Annotated in this window: 13 protein-coding genes and 3 pseudogenes; 3 read left to right on the forward strand and 13 right to left on the reverse strand. The window is 39.8% G+C overall.

Features of this window, described 5'->3' with window-relative positions; all coding sequences use genetic code 11:
* Positions 1 to 133: 133 nt before the first annotated feature.
* Positions 134 to 2,734, reverse strand: a complete 2,601-nt coding sequence (locus IPI59_12560) for a hypothetical protein (protein ID MBK7528359.1) — start codon at positions 2,732 to 2,734, stop codon at positions 134 to 136.
* Positions 2,735 to 2,946: 212 nt separating this feature from the next.
* On the opposite strand from IPI59_12560, the gene IPI59_12565 reads away from it, so the two are divergent.
* Complete coding sequence (locus IPI59_12565) at positions 2,947 to 5,004, forward strand: S9 family peptidase (protein MBK7528360.1); 2,058 nt, start codon at positions 2,947 to 2,949, stop codon at positions 5,002 to 5,004.
* A 93-nt stretch (positions 5,005 to 5,097) separates the two neighbouring features.
* Here IPI59_12565 and IPI59_12570 read toward each other — a convergent pair whose 3' ends face one another.
* Together IPI59_12570 and IPI59_12575 are read right to left on the reverse strand one after the other, a co-directional pair.
* Entirely contained in the window at positions 5,098 to 5,982 is an 885-nt protein-coding gene (locus tag IPI59_12570) for a DMT family transporter (protein ID MBK7528361.1), read from the reverse strand.
* Between the two features lie 125 nt (positions 5,983 to 6,107).
* Complete coding sequence (locus IPI59_12575; protein MBK7528362.1) at positions 6,108 to 6,569, reverse strand: hypothetical protein; 462 nt, start codon at positions 6,567 to 6,569, stop codon at positions 6,108 to 6,110.
* Between the two features lie 195 nt (positions 6,570 to 6,764).
* Here IPI59_12575 and IPI59_12580 point away from each other — a divergent pair, with 195 nt between their 5' ends.
* Positions 6,765 to 7,328 (forward strand): hypothetical protein, encoded by a 564-nt coding sequence (locus IPI59_12580; GenBank protein ID MBK7528363.1) that lies wholly within the window; start codon positions 6,765 to 6,767, stop codon positions 7,326 to 7,328.
* 26 nt (positions 7,329 to 7,354) lie between these two features.
* Positions 7,355 to 7,939 (forward strand): hypothetical protein, encoded by a 585-nt coding sequence (locus tag IPI59_12585; protein ID MBK7528364.1) that lies wholly within the window; start codon positions 7,355 to 7,357, stop codon positions 7,937 to 7,939.
* On the opposite strand, the gene IPI59_12590 is transcribed toward IPI59_12585, so the two are convergent.
* The 10 genes and pseudogenes from IPI59_12590 to IPI59_12635 form a co-directional block, all read right to left on the reverse strand.
* Complete coding sequence (locus IPI59_12590) at positions 7,928 to 9,118, reverse strand: molybdopterin molybdotransferase MoeA (GenBank protein MBK7528365.1); 1,191 nt, start codon at positions 9,116 to 9,118, stop codon at positions 7,928 to 7,930. The genes IPI59_12585 and IPI59_12590 overlap by 12 nt on opposite strands.
* A 38-nt stretch (positions 9,119 to 9,156) precedes the next feature.
* Positions 9,157 to 10,308: an SPOR domain-containing protein gene (locus IPI59_12595; protein ID MBK7528366.1), complete on the reverse strand. Its 1,152-nt coding sequence runs from the start codon at positions 10,306 to 10,308 to the stop codon at positions 9,157 to 9,159.
* Between the two features lie 74 nt (positions 10,309 to 10,382).
* Positions 10,383 to 11,660, reverse strand: a complete 1,278-nt coding sequence (gene serS / locus IPI59_12600; GenBank protein MBK7528367.1) for a serine--tRNA ligase — start codon at positions 11,658 to 11,660, stop codon at positions 10,383 to 10,385.
* Between the two features lie 119 nt (positions 11,661 to 11,779).
* Positions 11,780 to 11,899: pseudogene (locus IPI59_12605) on the reverse strand (type II toxin-antitoxin system YoeB family toxin).
* 345 nt (positions 11,900 to 12,244) lie between these two features.
* Entirely contained in the window at positions 12,245 to 12,700 is a 456-nt protein-coding gene (locus IPI59_12610; protein ID MBK7528368.1) for a TonB family protein, read from the reverse strand.
* A gap of 500 nt (positions 12,701 to 13,200) precedes the next feature.
* Entirely contained in the window at positions 13,201 to 14,097 is an 897-nt protein-coding gene (locus tag IPI59_12615) for a dioxygenase (protein ID MBK7528369.1), read from the reverse strand.
* 413 nt (positions 14,098 to 14,510) lie between these two features.
* Entirely contained in the window at positions 14,511 to 14,849 is a 339-nt protein-coding gene (locus tag IPI59_12620) for a DUF1801 domain-containing protein (GenBank protein MBK7528370.1), read from the reverse strand.
* 21 nt (positions 14,850 to 14,870) lie between these two features.
* Positions 14,871 to 15,512 (reverse strand): annotated as a pseudogene (locus tag IPI59_12625) (DNA alkylation repair protein).
* Between the two features lie 7 nt (positions 15,513 to 15,519).
* Positions 15,520 to 15,825, reverse strand: a complete 306-nt coding sequence (locus tag IPI59_12630; protein MBK7528371.1) for a hypothetical protein — start codon at positions 15,823 to 15,825, stop codon at positions 15,520 to 15,522.
* 65 nt (positions 15,826 to 15,890) lie between these two features.
* Positions 15,891 to 17,023 (reverse strand): annotated as a pseudogene (locus tag IPI59_12635) (IS110 family transposase).
* Between the last annotated feature and the right edge of the window lie 282 nt (positions 17,024 to 17,305).

Below are 17,305 nucleotides of genomic sequence, written 5' to 3' on the forward strand. Positions count from 1 at the left end.
TAATCTACTCATACGGAGGAGATTAATAAATAAACCAATAGCACCCAAAAACGCAGTCTTTGCATTTTGGGTGCTGTTTTTCTTCTAAAACAAACCAGCATCTTTACCGCAAATAAAGAATACCAGCGCTTTGTTATTTTAAAATTACTATTTGTGTATTGTATTGACCTTGAGCATGTAAAATTTTTGCAGCATAAATACCATCCGGTAATTGGGCGGGCAACTCGAGCATCCATTCTACCCTTTCATTACTAAAATTGGCTGCCGTAGTTTGGAGTGTTTTTGCATAAGCCAATTTTCCATCCGGATACCATAACTGAAAGAAGATTTTTTCCTTCAGTAAATTTTGTAAAGATGCGTTATAGCTGGCAGCAATATGTACCTGCCCATTTTTTACCGGATTAGGAGTTATGGTGAAATTAAATTCGGTTAGTCGCTGCGGCAAAATCGTTGTATTAGTAACAAAACCCAGCGAATCGGTGCGTATTAAAAAAATATTTTGACTATTATCGTTTGTAAGATAGCCGGCAATAGCATAACCGCCATTAGGTAACAAACAAAGTCCGGTACCCACCGAATTTTGCCCTTGTACATAGGGTTTGTTTTTAACTTCAAAGCCTTTAGATGTAGTAGTGTATAATAAGGTATTGCGCTTAAACGATAAATTTGCCGAGTCGGTATTGGTCAGTATGGTTAGTGTTTTGTCTAAGTTTTCGACTATCCTGTAGGTCAGCCAATACGCCCCTTCTTGCTTTGGTCCTATCTGTTTAGCCCACAAACTATCGCCGGTATCATTGGTTTTTAGCAACAGGGCATCAAGTGCGTTTTGATATTTGGGATTTGCAGCGTATCCAACACCTACAATTCCACCATCTTTTGTTTCAATAGCATCGTAAAAACGGTCATCCAAATCACTGCCAAAACTTTTTTCCCACAACAAATTACCATCAGCATCGGTACGGCCTAAATAGGCGTTAAAGCCCCAGGCAGGTTTAAGGCTGCGGTTTCGACCTGCCAGCACATAGCCTCCATCGGCGCACAAGCCCAGCCCAAACAAGTAGTCGGTATAGATGCCGCCATAAGTTTTAGCCCATAGCGAATCGCCCAAAGCATTTAATTTAAGCAAATACATATCCGTATTAGTTGGCTTTAACGCATAAGAGCCAGCAATAAGCAAGCCGCCGTCTGCGGTGGTGTGCAGTTCGCCCCCAACCAAACTAAGAACACCCCTGTAATATTCTTTCTCCCAAAGTATATTGCCTTCAAAATCGGTGGTAATAACCTTGTAATTATTTTCTTTATCATGATATTTATAGGCCATAAACGCATATCCGGTGGCTGTTTCTGCTACACCTCTGCCTGTAAGACTACCCCCCTCTTGTTCAAAGTTTTTTTGCCATTCTACTTTTCCTTCGGCATCGGTTTTGATTACCAGCATACCATCGGTTTGCAGCGGACTTGTTGTTCTGTAATTTCCTACCATCAAAAAGCCGTCGTCTGCTGTGTGAAGTAAATAAAAAGCCGCTTCGCTGTTAATGCCGCCGGCTTCGCCGTACAATTTCGACCACAGCACACTGTCGCCGTTGGCTATGCTTTGGGCAGAAACAAGGGCATCAAAACCAGCATCCGGATTTAAATTGGTAGTTCCGGAATAAAATATTTCTCCGTCAGCAGTTGCAAATCCGGATGAAATAATCGTTGCACCGCTATCAAACAATTGTTTGGTGCTGAGTAATGAACCATCGGGTAAAATTTGCAAAACAAGGGGGTGCGACTGCGGCGGGTAATTCTGGTTGTTAACATGTGCGTTGATATACCAATAATAATTTTGGTTGTTACCGTAATTTGCTTGTGTTATAAACCCGGTTGTTTTTTGAAGGTAATTGCTATTATACAAAGCCACCGTTGAAGACGTGTAAATGATTGCCTGCGTTGAGTCGGCGTTGTCATTTAGCCACAGTAAATACGGGTTGTGGTTGATATTGCCCTGTTTGGCAGTCGTAAATCCGGATAAAACAAATCCATCATCGGGCTGGGCAATTATTTGTGTTGCATGCGAATAGCCACCCATTTCGTAGAAATGTTCGGCCAACAAATTGCCGCTAAAATTTAGCACCGCATAGTAGGTGTAATTAACAAGGTTTGTTGTATTTTGGTACGCACCTGCCACATGCAGCTCGCTTTTATCGGAAAGCCAAATTGAATACAACTGCGCTTGGTGTTGAACATCAATTGGAGTTAAATTTGCCTCGCCGTTTGTAGTTAAATGAAGCAAGTAGGGTTTGTAACCTTTATCCGGAAAATCGGCATTTACAAGCGCAAAAACCTCATCTTTTGCAGTGATTACCATTTTTACGGCTGCGGTGTTTGCTTTCGGCAAATCACATTCATATTTCCATAACAAATTGCCATCGGGTTTGAGTTTTGTAATTAAGGCCTTGCTATCATTTAATTCACCGACAAACCCCGCAATAAAAATATTGCCTTCGGAGTCAGTGGCAGCATCAACAGCCGTTTGATTGCCCGGCAATGGCAACTGGTATTGGCTTATTATATTTCCGGATGATTTTTCTATTAGCCACCAGTAAAAATCTTCCTCCGTTTGCAAGGCATTTGTAAAGCCAACAGCCAGCAAATTGTTTGCATTTATTGGCAACAAAGTACATACCGCATCTGTTGTATTAGGCAAGCCATATTGCGCAGTAAAGCTAAAATTATTGTTTTGTGCCTGCAAAAATAAGGAACAATAACACAACCAAAAACAAGAAAAGCCTATTTTTTTAAAATTGTTATTTTTTCGGTTCAGATACATTGTAGTAATTAGAATTTTAAGGCTTAGAAATAGCTCTTTTTGGGAACAATATTACTAATTATGTGTTAATAATAAATTAGTTTTAGAATTTATTTTACGACAAAGATTTACCTTTGCCCTCAAACATATTAAACATGCACCCCACCCCACCAAAGGCAAAAATACAACCTTATACTCATTCGCAACACAATAAACAACGCATTGACAACTATTTTTGGTTGCGCGAACGCGACTCGCCCGACGTTTTGGCGTATTTACAGGCCGAAAACGACTATACAAAGGCAGTTTTTGAGCCGTACGTAGCGCTACAAAATACCATTTTTGAAGAAATTAAGGGGCGCATCCCCCCAAATGAAGAAAACCCACCCTTTTTTAAAGAAGGATATTGGTATTATAGCAAATACGTTGAAGGGGGCGAATACCCAATTTATTGCCGCAAAAAACAAAATCTCGAAATGCCCGAAGAGGTAACTTTAGATGTAAATGCGCTAAGCAAAATTTATACTAAATATTGTGCTGTAATTGGTGCAAGCGACAGTCCTGATAAAAGTTTACTGAAATTTGCCTTGGATAGTGTTGGCCGAAACAATTTTACTATCCGGATAAAGGATTTAAAAACAGGCGATTTACTTCCGGATGCTTTAGAAATGGCATCGCCCGGATCTGTTTGGGGCAACGACTCGAAGAGCATTTTCTATTGTAAAAGAAATCCGGAAACACTAAGGGAATATCAGGTTTGGAAACATATATTGGGCACGCCTCAAACCGAAGATGCACTTATTTACGAAGAAAAAGATGAAACATTTAGTCTTCACTTGCACAAAACTTCCTCAAAAAAATTCTTGGTTATTTATTGTGTCTCAACCACATCGAGCGAAAATTTATTTTATGCCTTAGACGAGCCTAATGCCCAAGTGCAAAGCTTGCTGCCGCGCCAGGCCAACCACGAATATGTAGCCGACCACACCGAAGAAGGACTTTTTTACATTCATACCAATAAAAAAGTAGAAAATTTTCATTTGATGATTTGCCCCGACCAAGCGATGGGCAATTTTGATGCATGGGAAGATTTTTATTACCCCCCAACCAGCACCTATTTAGAAAGCTTTGACGTTTTTAGCGATTTTATAGTGCTTCAAACAAGGGCAAACGCCTCTACCCAAATTGAAATTATTGACAAAAAGGGCAGTTACAACCATGCTATTACTTTTAACGATAGTGTTTACATGGTTCAAAATGCAGGGCACGCCATGTACCACACCGATAATATACGAATTATTTATACTTCATTAACAACGCAAATAACTTATTACGACTATTACCCGGCTGCTAAGGAGCTAAAGATGATCAAACAAACAGAAATTCCGGGGGGGCATAATCCAAGCAATTATAAATCAGAGCGTATTTGGGTAAGTGCTAACGATGGTGCGGCAATTCCGGTTTCCTTAGTTTATCACAAAGATACACCGGTAAATAATGGCACTGCACCCTTGCTGCAATATGGTTACGGCTCGTATGGAATTTCTATGGATGCTTATTTTTCGCCAAGCCGGCTAAGTTTGCTCGACAGGGGCTTTGTGTTTGCCATTGCCCACATTAGAGGCGGGCAAGAATTGGGTAGGGCTTGGTACGAAGCGGGGCGGCAAAAACACAAACGCAATACTTTTACCGATTTTATTGCCTGCTCAAAACATTTAATAACGCATGGCTACGCACATCCGGAAAAACTTTTTGCCATGGGCGGCAGCGCAGGTGGTTTGCTAATGGGCGCAATCGCAAACATGGCTCCTAATTTATACAAAGGTATTATTGCACAAGTTCCTTTTTTAGATGTGGTAACAACCATGTTTGACGATACATTGCCTTTAACAACCGGCGAATACGATGAATGGGGCAACCCAAATATTCCGGATGATTTTGACTATATTCTCAGCTATTCACCTTACGACAATGTTGAAGCTAAAAACTATCCGGCAATATTTGTTTTAACAGGCTACCACGACTCGCAAGTACAATATTGGGAGCCAGCAAAATGGGTAGCCAAACTCAGGGCTGCAAAAACCGACCAAAATTTAATTTTGTTGTACACCGACATGGAGGCCGGACACGGCGGCGCATCGGGGCGCTACAAACCGTTAGCTGAGATTGCCAAAATTTACACCTTTTTATTGATGCAACTTAACTATAAATAAGGGTTAAACGCGGTTAAGTTATTGTTGTTGTTTATTTAATTGGCAACTTAAATACCTGCCATTTCTTATAGATTGACAGGTTTTTTTTGTCTATTATTTTTTTGCAGCCAAATAAACTCCTAACAATATAAGCAAACAACAAGGAAGATACGCCCAGTCAATAGGCTCACCATCGCTCCAGCCCCACAAAGTTGAAGTAATGGGCATAATATAAGTTGTAGTTGAGGCAAACAAGGGTGTTGTTTCTTGGTTTAGTTTAAAATAAAATATACTGCCCAAGGCAGTGCCAAACAAAGCTAATAGCAAAAGATAAAACGCCGAAGTACTTGCGGCAGGCTCGTACATAATGCGATGTGCTACATTAGAAAATCCCAATAAATACCCCCCCGAAACAGGCACTAAACTAGCAAAAGCCATTGCAGTTAGCCTTGGGGCAGGTATATGGCTACAATAACGATTAATAGTGTTGGCACTAATTGCATAACAAACAGTGGCTAAAATGGCAAAAATTCCGTACCGGTTATCGGTGGCAGGTGTTAGCCCCTGCCCAAACGCCATTAATCCGGCAGCACCGGCAAAACCCAATAAAACCCCTATTAATTTATTTGAATAAAACAGAACACCAAAAGCCAACAAACCTACTACGTAGGTAAACAAAGGCGTTAGCGCATTAAAAATACCTGCCGCAGCACTACTTATATGTGTTTGAGCCAACGGGTACAAAAACGCCGGAATACCACTGCCCGTCAAGGCCACAACAAGAGCTAAAGCCCAATCGCGGGCGGTAATTTTGCGCACCCAGCGGCCTTGTAAAAATATAGGGCAAACAAATAAAAAAGTAAAAAACATGCGAAGGCAAGCCACCTCGTAAAACGAAAAGGCAACCAAGCCGCGTTTAATAAAAATAAACGAGCTACCCCAAATAAGAGCCAGCAAAATTAACATAGCCCAATATTTCAAGCTAATAGCTTTTTCCATACAAGTAATTGTGGCAAAAAATAAAAAACTGGATACAAAACAACTTATCGTTTATTTGCACCCAGTTAAAATACAAGGCAATTTATTTTTTTCTTAGGCAAAATAAATAGCAAAATAGGGCCAGCCTATTTGCACCTTTCTTTTGTTAGCTCAAAAGTTTTTGTGAAAAGTATTATCTGTTTTTCTGAAAAAAGTTTGTCTAAGTTTTGCAAAGAGCGGTTGGCTGCCTCTTGGCATTTTGTTTTTTCGTCGCCTTGTTTGGTATTGCACCTGCAATAGCTTTCGCCTACTTTCCTTGCCTGGCGTTCAATTTGATCATCGCTAAGCGATTGCATCATTTTGCGCCGCTGCTCCATGACTTGGGCACGATTAGCAGTGTCGAGCGGATTCTTATCTGTGCGCCTTTGCGACTCGCCCATTTTAGCATCCGGAATAGTTGCGTTAGCTGGTGCATTGCTGCTTGTATCTTTTTTGGGGTTTAACATTTCAGCAGGCCCATCAGTTTTAGAAGCATTTGGAGAGCCGCTATTACAGGCCACAAAAAACAGCCCAATTATTAGGGCAAAAAGAAGAATGAAATTTTTCATTTTTACAGTATAATGTCTATTAATTATTTTAAATTTATAAAAAGTGTTTTTTTTGCAAAAAGCAAGCAATCTGAAAAAAGGTTGGAGCTAATTAAGCAGCCAAAAAGGTAATTTTTAAAAAAAATATAGCTCAAATTGACTGTAGTTTGTTAATTTTGTGCAAAATTAGCAATTTTATCTCATTCTAACTATTATATGAAACACAGTTTACAAACTCAAACAACATATACCTGGTTGTTATTAGTTGGCGTTTTAGTAATAACTATTATAGCCCGACTGTATCCTCATCCGTACAATTTTGCACCGGTTGGCGCTTTGGCCTTGTTTGCGGGTGCTATGTTTCAAAACCGGATATTGGCCTACCTTGCACCCGTTCTTTGTATGTTTGCCACCGACAGCATTTTACACCTACAATATTTAACACATTTTAGCAACTGGCCTGGCTACCACCCACTTATGTTTACGGTTTATGCCGCCATAGCTGTTTCGGTGTTCATTGGCAGTTATTTACCCAATATTCGCTGGCAAAATGTATTAGGTGGCGCCTTGTGTTGCGCATTAGCCTTTTTTATTATAACAAATTTTGCGCATTGGTTGGTTTATGGCAACTACGGTTGGCAAGGCCTAATTAAATCTTATACCGATGCTGTTCCTTTTTTCCGGATGAGCATTTTAGGCGACCTTGTTTATTCCGGATTATTTTTTGGCTCGTATGCACTTATCCGGCAATATCGCCCAAAATTAGCAGGCATTCATTAAAATTAGGGTATATTTGCTAAAAAAGAATGGTCATTATTAATAAATTCCTTTTCCGGAAGTATTTGCCCGCGTGCGTTATACTTTCCGGAGTGTTAATAGTATTTATTGATGCCGGATGTGGGCAAAGTTCAAACAAGTCAGCAAAAGACACCAACCAAATTAACGCCGGCAATCCAGTTTTAGCAATAAACAATTTAGCGCTTTTTTTCCTTGATAGCAGTGAAGCAGGCGTATTATTTAGCCTTGCCGAGTTAGATACTCAAAACAAGCTAAAACTAATTTCCGGAAGAAATGGCCAAAACAACCAAGTCGATTCAGTAACCGTTACGCTTAACCAAGACCAATTATTAGATTTGCATCGGTATTTATCGGGCAATAATTTATACGGCCCTTACGAGTTAAACTACCCCTTGCCAAAAAACAACAAACAAACCCAACGAATAGCGCTCGAAATTTTATTCGACAACGACAACCCCAATTCCGAAAACAAGGTGCGCGTTGCCGTTAGTGGCAGTTCTAAGCACACTACCTCCAACAAAGTTTATCAGCGTTTGATAGGCTTGCAAAATTGGGTTCAAGTAGCCGTTAAATCGCCGTCTTTAGTTAATTAGGGTAATGTTCACCAAGTCTCCGGCATCAAATTGATTTTTTGCGGCGGGCAGTATAACCAAACAATTTGCTGTTACAAACGGCTTTAGTTTATACGACTCCTGGTCGTCGAGCAATGTTACGCCATTTTCTTTTAGCTGACCTTTAAAAAAACAGGTGAGTGAGCCTTTTTTGTAAAAATTGTGTAACAAGGGAACACTTATTGTTTGACCAAATGCTTGTTTGCTGCCCATTAATGTTTGCAAAGCGGGCAAAACATATTGGTAAAAACAGGTTAGCACCGAGGCCGGATTTCCGGGCAATCCAAACACTAATTTATTGCCAAAAACACCGAACAATATAGGTTTTCCGGGTTTTTGCGCAATCTTATGAAAAACAATGGTTACACCAATAGCTTGCAGTGCTTGAGGAACATAGTCGTAATTACCCGCCGACACCCCCCCTGTAACAAGCATTACGTCAGTTTTAGCCAAAGTTTGGGCAAATAATTGTTTTAATGCATCCAAATCATCGGGAGCGGTGTTTGCTTCGGCGGCCTCAAAATGATGCTGTTTAAGTGCAGCTTGCAAGGTAATACTATTGCTTTCAAAAACTTGCCCGTATTGCAATGTCGCTTGTTTGTTGGCCTGTACTAATTCTTGCCCTGTTACAACTATACCTATAACGGGTTTAGCATGAACAACCACCTCATTAACCCCCAAGGAAGCCAAAAAGCCAATAGTGCCGGCATTTAAAGCTGTATGAACAGGAGCGGCAATGGCACCCGCTTCAATTTGAGAGCCTTTTTTCCGGATATTTATTCCATGCTGGTATTTTTCGGGTTTTATTGTTATGGAATTATCATTTTCCAATACATCTTCTCGTATAATAACTGTATCGGCATTTTGAGGCACAGGTGCGCCGGTAAATATCCGGATGGTTTTGCCTTTTTCGAGGGTTTGTGGCTGGGTAAGGCCGGCGGGTGCTTCGTCTTGCAGTGGTACAGGTTGGTCAATGGCGGTATGGCTGTAGGCCAAAGCAAAGCCATCCATTGCCGACTGGTCAAAAGGGGGCGAGTTGGTGGGCGACAGCACCGGCTCGGCCAAATAACAGCCAAAGGCATTTGCAAGAGTTGTGGTAATTTTGGGTAAGGGCAGGCAATACTGGGTTATTAGCGAGGCGGCTTCTACAACAGATATCATTTTAGTTTGCAGTTACAAATTTTAATTATCAATTATTATTAATAACAAGCATCAAGGCTTTTGGTGCCGTTACCCGCCGAAATCTGGCGTACAAATGCCTGCTTAAATCCTTTGTTTTTTACTTGCTTTGCGGCTTTATCGGCCTCGGTTTTATTGGCAAAAGGGCCTAATAATATTTTATTTAATTGATCGTTTTCGCACCAGGTAGCGTAAACCGAGCCAATATTTTTTAAGCCAACATAATTATTTAATGCTAATTGTTTTTTTGCCTCAACCTGCACCATATAGGTTAATCCGGCAATAACCGGCGCACAGTCGTTTTTTACCACCAACCAGTTAGCGGCGCGCTGTTTTTCGCTTTCGGGCATAATAAACGCATCTTTCAAGCCTTGTTTTTTTACTTTGTAAAGTGCTTCATTTGCTTTTTGCCGGTCAGTAAACTTACCCAAAAATACCAAAGTACTGCCATCGGTATTTTTTTGGGTAGTAATTTTTCCAATATCAGCAAAAGCAGTAAACTTCTCTAAGGGTGGATTGGTAAATGACCCTAATTTTATATAATAATTACCTGCCCTCGAAACAGTATTTTTTTGCGACATTGTTGCTGGCGATAATCCGGACTTTTCAATGGCAAACGCCTTGGGAAAGCCCAATTTCCGGATTTTTTTAGCTGCTGCCTCTGCCTCCTCCTTTGTTTGATAGTCGCCAATAAGCAGCCGGCGCTGGCCAGCATCGGTAAAATCTTCTTGTAGTTCGCCAAATTTGGCTAATTTTTGCTGCAAATTGGCTTTTCCCTGCACTGCACCGTCTAAAACGCTTAACTGTATTAAAAAATCGCCATCGCCTTTGCGCGGTGGTGTATCATCGGTGGCAGGGGTATAAGGTTGCGTATCGGTAGTATTAGTATTGGAAGGCGTATTCTCGGTGGTGGGTGGTGGCGTATGGCTATCGGTTGGATTAGTATTTTCAGTTGGCAAATGCTGCGTAGGCTGTGTATTTGTTTGGGTGGTAGGGTCTGTAGCAGGTGGAGCCTCTACGGGTGGATTAGCAGGCGTTTCTGTGGGCGGTTTAGGCTGTTTTTTTAATATTCCAGTTAAAAAATCCGGATTGCGGTTAAGCAGTAACACCAAAATAAAAGCAATAACACCAACAACTACGGTGGCTACCAATCCTTTAAATACTTCAATCATAACAAACTATCTATATTTATAATTGAGCTAACAAGAAAATATTTCAATACAAATAACTGTTGTTTTGGCCTTCTTTAATTTATTATATCGAAGCCTGTATAGGAGCGCAAAACTTCGGGTATAATTATTCCGTTTGGCGTTTGATTATTTTCGAGCAAGGTAGCTACTATACGTGCCAGGGCAAGGGCGCTGCCGTTTAAAGTGTGCACCAATATATTTTTTCCGGATTTGGCATCTTTAAAGCGGGTTTGCATCCGGTTGCTCTGAAAAGTTTCGAAGTTTGACACCGAACTAACCTCGAGCCAACGTTGCTGGGCTGCCGAGTAAGTTTCAAAATCGTAAGTGAGTGCCGAAGCAAACGACATATCGCCGCTGCATAATTGCAGTATCCGGTAGGGTAATTGCAGTTTTTGCAGTAAACCCTCTACGTGTTGCACCATTTCGTTTAATATTTCGTAGGATTTTTCGGGATGTGCTATTTGTACTATTTCAATTTTATCGAATTGGTGTACGCGGTTTAAGCCTCGCACGTGCGCGCCATACGAGCCGGCCTCCCGCCTGAAACAGGGCGTATAACCGACCATTTTAATAGGCAAATCGGCTTGTTTTACAACTTCGTTGCGATAAATATTGGTAATTGGTACTTCGGCGGTTGGTATCAGGTAGAGGTCGTCTAAGGTGGCGTGGTACATTTGCCCTTCTTTGTCGGGTAGTTGCCCCGTGCCGTAGGCGCTGTTTTGGTTTACCATCAGGGGCGGAATTACCTCGTTAAAGCCTGCGGCGATAGCTTGGTCTAAAAAAAAGGCGATAAGGGCGCGCTGTAGTTTAGCACCTTTACCCAAATACACCGGAAAACCAGCTCCGGTAAGTTTAACGCCCAATTCAAGGCTCATTAAATTGTATTTTTCGCAAAGTTCCCAGTGGGGCGTAGCTTCATTGTTGTTAAAATCGGGCACATTACCCCATTGTTTGACAATTTTGTTGTCATCTGGGGTTTTGCCTTGTGGTACCGAAGCATGAGGAAGGTTTGGCAGCAAAACCATTAACTCATTTTGTTTGGTTTCGGCTACTTGCATTTGTTCTTCTAAAAGGGCAGCTTGGATTTTTAGTTCGGCAACTTGTTTTTTTAGTTCGTCGGCCTCGCTGCGTTTGCCTGTTTTGTATAGCGCACCAATTTGGTCGGCTAAGGTTTTATTTTGATATAAAATTTCATCTACTTGTTTTTGCAGGTTGCGGCGTTGGGCATCAATTTCTATAATTTGATCGACAAAATGCAGGTCGGCAAAGTTTTTTACGGTAAGGCGTTGGCGCACAAAGTTGGGGTTTGCACGCAACAGGGCAATTTCGAGCATATAAGGTAAATAAAGAAGGCAAGTAAAATGGGGAAAACAGCGGAAAAAATATCCGGATATAATAAAACAAAATTATGCCACAAAGATACAATAAGTTGATGGCTTAGGCAAATTTTGGTTCATAAGGGTTGTCCGGCAATCTCTTTCAACAAATTATTTATTTTGGCTACCATTTTAGGATCATTTTTCTGGCAATACAAATAGTCTTCTCAATACTCGTCCACAAAAATATATTTCACAGTTCGACGAGCTCTTTCTGATAGGAGTTTTCACTTTTTAATTTTTCTATGGCAGAATCCAATCTTTTTTCATTAATTTTTGAAGATAATTCATGTTGGGTAGCATTTAATGAATTGTATTCCTCTAAAGACATATTTTTGTATTCAGGTTAGATACTTGAAATTTTTTTTCAATGAGGGCGAGTCACCGTAATACCGCAATCGTCCCTGACTTGATTTACAAGTCCCCCCTGCTCCCTCTCAATTTCAAAAAATCAATTCTCCGTGCTTTTATAAAAGCCTGAATCGGATGGGCAAAGTATAAGAAACCCGCAGATTTTGGCCTTTTTGCCCGCCTGGTTTCCATTAAGGCATGGTTTGAACCAATCTTATTGCCTCCTCTTCTAAAGAGCCCTTTGCCGGATTCTCGTTGTATTGGGTTTTATCGCCTGAGTTAATTTCTATTTTAGGGTAGTCAACCCCTTTTATGGTTTGAACATTAGCTATTGAACCATCTTCCTCTACTGTAAATTTTAATATTACTGTTCCTTCAACGCCATTTTCTTTGGCTATGGCGGGGTAACGCATGTTTTTCGTTATCCACCTAAGCATGGCAAGCCTACCGCCATTTAAAAATTCGGGCTTTTGCAGCACTTCATTTTCTTCCCATACTTTTTGGGGGTTAGTTGCCTCCTTAGTTTCTGCGGAATTTGCAGCAGCTTTTTCCTCCTTATCTATTGGTGAAGCTTGGACGGTTTTATTGGTGTTGGCGTTTGATGCAGGGGGAAGGTTGGTAAATTCCTGATTTTTTGTAACTTGCATTTTTCGCCCTCCACAACAGTTGTATCAACAGATACTTTAGGGGGTGACTTGTCTGCATTCATATCATATTTGCCAATTACTGCGGCTATTATGGTTGCAAAAGCGCCTATGGCTGCTACAATCACTGTTGTTTTGTTGTTATTGCTTCCTTTTTCCATTGGATTTATTTTTTTGGCTAATGGCCAAAATTTACAGCGCTACTTATTTTAGAGGTAAAAGTAGGAAAACCCGACTTAATTTGTCGCTAAACCGGCAAATAGTTATTACATAAATTTTTATTTTATTTGTTTGCAAATTTATAGTATCCGGATTTTTTTAGGCCTGCGATACATCAAAGATGTTAATCTTGCCCGTTGTGTTATAGTGCAGCGACCTTAAATACTATCCGGAGAAGTTGGCAAAATAGTCGCATTAGTTTTCGGATTTACCCCCACTTTCGCATCAAATAGTAGTTTCTTTTGTTTTGTACGTCAAGTATTTTTTTTGTTGAATGCTTAGCCTTACTGAATAATAAAACTCCGCTCGCTAAAAGCAGGTAACGAGGGGGGCGCTTCGTAAAAGTAACGAATATCATCAGTGCTGTCAGTCATTCCTAAGCTATACAGAACAGGCACATAATGGTCTGGTGTTGGTGCTGCCAACATGCCAAGCTTATGGCTGTTTTCGTAGTTTATAATATTGGCAAAATTTCTTTCATCAATTTGTTTTTTTAGCCAGGCATCATATTCCATTTCCCAACCATAGGGTGTCCTATCATTCTGCCTCATTTTTTGTCCGGCAAGCCTAAGATTATGAATAAGAGAACCACTGCCTATAATTAACACGCCTTTGTTTCGTAATGATTTTAGCTGCTTTCCTAACTCGTAATGGTATTCGGGCTTTGCATAATAATCAATGCTCATCTGAAAAACCGGAATATTACCATTCGGAAACAAGTGCATAAGCATTGGCCAGGCTCCGTGGTCTAAACCCCAATCAGAGGTTTCTGTAATCGAGGGAACAATTTTTTTAACTTCATGCGCTATATCCGGCGCTCCTTTGGCCTTATAATATACTTTGTAATACTCCTCCGGAAAACCGTAATAGTCATATATCTGTTTTTGTTCTGATGAAATATTTACAAAGGTTCCTTTGGTACACCAATGTGCCGATACTACCAATGCTGCTTTTACCTCGAAGTCTTTTTGTAAGGTAGTTCCAAGTTTAAACAACTCGTTCCAAAACGGTCGCTGCTCTTTTGTCATTGGAATATCCATTGGGTTTCCATGCGAGGTAAACAATACCGGCATTCTTTTACTTTGTAAAGGAAGGGTATCGGTAAATGTTTTTAAACTACTTAATGTGCTCATGGCTGTTAATCCTAAAATTGTTTTTTGAAAAAATTCTTTTCTGTTCATAACTATATTATTTTTTTGGCCGAATACTTTGTCAAACAGTTATTGCTAACAACAGTCTGTTTAAAAGCCATAATTTTTCATCAAATTTACGTTTAAGTTATAAATAGAGGTAATTTGGGGCCTTTTTTGTCTTTAACAAATCCGGAGGAAGTATGTTTTGAAGTGGGTTGTCTAAATTTAATCCGGATAAAAAACAGGGCGTAAATTTATCCGAAAAATATCTAAAATGCAATTTTATCCGGAAGTAACAGGCTAAAACTTAGGCCTTCAAAATTCAAAGTTGATACTTGCCTAAAACGCGGTAAATGTAGCTACGGCGGGCAGTTTAGCCCAAAAACCACCTAAATAAAATTTGAGTTGTGCAACGGCTGCCATTGTTAGCGGTTCGTTGTTATCATTGTTAGTTCTGAACTTTATTCTTTAACCAAAATAGTGAACCATTCTTCTAAAAGTTTGGTGTTAATGTCAGCAGTCTTTTTCAGTTTTATGTGTCGCATTGTTTTTCCTGTTCCCTCTAACAAATTATTAGGGTCGTTCAGTTTTTCAAAACCACTATAGAACCCAAGATTGACGTGGTTTTTATTTGATTGCAGATAAGCAAAGTCTTTAGCCGTTTTAAAAATTGGTCTGCTCCATTTGAACTCTTCCGTTACATTCGACACGGTTTGATGAATTAAGTTCCGTACTATTTCCATAATTTCCTTTTGTTCATTTGGAGCATTGTGTATGTATTCTGTTACTTCTTTGTTCATTGTTTTTCTGGATTAATTTATTTATAAATTTCGTTTACCGGCTTCCATTGCGATAAACTCTGGTAAATATTCCGGCGTACAGCCTTTGGATACCATTTTGCCTTTATACAATCCTGTTTTTTCACCAATAGAGATACAACGTTTTCGATATTGCTTATCATAAACCCCAATCCATCCTGCGGTGAAATTCATTGCCTATTGTACTTCAGGATTTTCTTTTTCAATCCCTTTTTCTATTTTAGAAAGTAGGTATTCGGTGTTCTCAGGTGGGGTTTGGCCGACCCAACGCAATCTTCCTTGGTAGTACCAAAAAATGCGTCTTTGTAGTGGTAGTGGACTATTTTCCCAAGATTCCATTAAAGTTATAGTTGCTTTGACTTTGGCAAGTTGGTTTGCCATAAGCCAATCGATGAGCTGTAGTCTTTCATATTCGTTGTGTTGGCAGATGTCGTTGCATAATACATCAATTGTTTGTTGTGAAAGTTGATTTTTGTCCATTATCAATATTGCCAATTGTCGAGGTAAAAAATCATCCGAAGACCAAAGTTCCATAGCTAAAGCGTGGTCTTTTTTAATTTCTTTTGCCATTTTACGTAAGTCGCCCAGTTTGGTCGATTCGTTGATTTGCCGCAGAATGTTATCTACTTTTAAAGAAGTCTTCATTTTTATATTAATTACCTACATATTTTAAAGCTGCTTTAGCGTATTTTCCCCAATCATCCTTATAATCAAACGGGATTTGAACCCATTCTTTCATTGGTCGTTTTTTTTCAGATGGGTCAAATAAATGGGAACCGTCTAGACTTAAAGCTTCTGAATGCTTTTCACCTGCCAGCTTAAACACCATTTCGTTTTGAAAAAAACAGATAAATGCTTTTCCGTTTATTTTAAAACAAGGCTTCCCAAACATTTGACTTTGTTCGGTGCCTTTTAATTTTTGTCCGATTGCAATATATAATTCTTGTTCCTTTGTCATATTAGTGTTTGTTGGCTGTGGGTGGTTTTACAATTCTGACTAACGTTTTATATTACTGTTCAGAATCAAGTTATTACGCATCCTAAGTCCTCATTAGTCAGGGCAAATTTAGCGATTTGTTTTTTGACTCTTGCTACTAATTTTAGTTTTCTTTTTTTGTTTTTGAACTGAGTAATTTACCCTCCGCTTACTTTGTTGTTTGGAGCAAGTCGCAGCCAGCTTGTAAAATGTTTTGCAGTTTCAAACTTATGAAAGCCGTCAGGTCCAATTTCGCTGATAATGCTTAACACTGTGGCGTGACTCATTCCTCAATGTTCATTAAATCAACCCCACCAAAGTATTGAAAAGAAGCCTGATTGAGGTCAATTCCTTTGATTGCATTTTTTGTTTATTCTCTTATGCGTTTTGTCGGTTGTTTTGAGTTTCTTTTTTCAGGATATGTATTGATTTGCTGTTTGAGAAAGGCTCCAATTTGTTTATCGCATTCAGCAATTTTCTTTTGATAGAATTGGTATGATTCTAATTCTTGCTTCAACCCGAACAGGTAATCTTCACGATTGTTTCCTTTCAAGGCTTTGGATATCTCTTCTTTGGATTTTCTGCAGTTACCGTGTCGGTGTCCGGAAAGTTTTTCAGGGTCGAGATTTCCTTTGCAGATATCGGTGATGATTGCCATTCCCGTCAATCCGCAAATATCATTGACTACTACATCCAAGCGAAAGTTGAGTATTTTAAGATATTTCTGCATTTTGTGCGATGCTTCTGCAGCAAGCGTGAGCATATTTTGTCTTTGCCGGCAATAGGTGCGTAACTTTTCGGTGGTTTCATCGGGTAAAAAACTGCTTGTCAATAAACCTATACTGGGTAGTTTTTGTATCCACCGGGCATCTTTCACATCCGTTTTTTTGCCCTTGATGTTTTTAGTGAATTTGCCATTGGCAAGGGTTACATCAAAACCGTGTTTAATGAGTTCTACATAGAGGTTTTGCCAATAATTTCCTGTGCTTTCCATAGCCACAGAAGTAACATCATGCTCTTTTAGATGCACACAAATGTCGGTCAGGTCATCAGCGTACACCCCAAACTCTTTAACATCTTCTAAGTCTTGTCCCACCGCAACAAAGTGGCTGCGACTGCCAATATCAATGCCTGCACAATGCGGGTTGATAATGTCCATTGCTAATTTTTGTTTTTCCATTTTTTCTATTTTTTATAGGTTAATAAAAATGGCTCAAAGAGAATGTATCTTTGCACTGTAAATTATTCTGAACGGGGTAGCGAAAGCTCCACCACTGAATTTATCACTAAGTCCCGACTGGGAATCGGGACTTTTTACATTCCAACCAGAATGACGCACGAGCTATAACGCACCAATGCTTAGAAGGGTCTTGCAATGAGCCGCTTCAAATGTAGTGTGTATTGTCTGCCCGATGGCTCTCCCGTTAGCTCGAGAATTTATTTTCGGTCGAAAAATGGGGAA

The organism is Sphingobacteriales bacterium, from assembly GCA_016706405.1.
In the GTDB taxonomy this organism is placed as follows: domain Bacteria; phylum Bacteroidota; class Bacteroidia; order Chitinophagales; family UBA2359; genus BJ6.

Coding starts and splice junctions, on each gene's coding strand:
- IPI59_12610 (MBK7528368.1), bottom strand. CDS start 12,700: ATGCAAGTTACAAAAAATCAGGAATTTACCAACCTTCCCCCTGCATCA.
- IPI59_12620 (MBK7528370.1), bottom strand. CDS start 14,849: ATGAACAAAGAAGTAACAGAATACATACACAATGCTCCAAATGAACAA.
- IPI59_12565 (MBK7528360.1), top strand. CDS start 2,947: ATGCACCCCACCCCACCAAAGGCAAAAATACAACCTTATACTCATTCG.
- IPI59_12630 (MBK7528371.1), bottom strand. CDS start 15,825: ATGACAAAGGAACAAGAATTATATATTGCAATCGGACAAAAATTAAAA.
- IPI59_12575 (MBK7528362.1), bottom strand. CDS start 6,569: ATGAAAAATTTCATTCTTCTTTTTGCCCTAATAATTGGGCTGTTTTTT.
- serS (MBK7528367.1), bottom strand. CDS start 11,660: ATGCTCGAAATTGCCCTGTTGCGTGCAAACCCCAACTTTGTGCGCCAA.
- IPI59_12590 (MBK7528365.1), bottom strand. CDS start 9,118: ATGATATCTGTTGTAGAAGCCGCCTCGCTAATAACCCAGTATTGCCTG.
- IPI59_12570 (MBK7528361.1), bottom strand. CDS start 5,982: ATGGAAAAAGCTATTAGCTTGAAATATTGGGCTATGTTAATTTTGCTG.
- IPI59_12595 (MBK7528366.1), bottom strand. CDS start 10,308: ATGATTGAAGTATTTAAAGGATTGGTAGCCACCGTAGTTGTTGGTGTT.
- IPI59_12615 (MBK7528369.1), bottom strand. CDS start 14,097: ATGAACAGAAAAGAATTTTTTCAAAAAACAATTTTAGGATTAACAGCC.
- IPI59_12585 (MBK7528364.1), top strand. CDS start 7,355: ATGGTCATTATTAATAAATTCCTTTTCCGGAAGTATTTGCCCGCGTGC.
- IPI59_12580 (MBK7528363.1), top strand. CDS start 6,765: ATGAAACACAGTTTACAAACTCAAACAACATATACCTGGTTGTTATTA.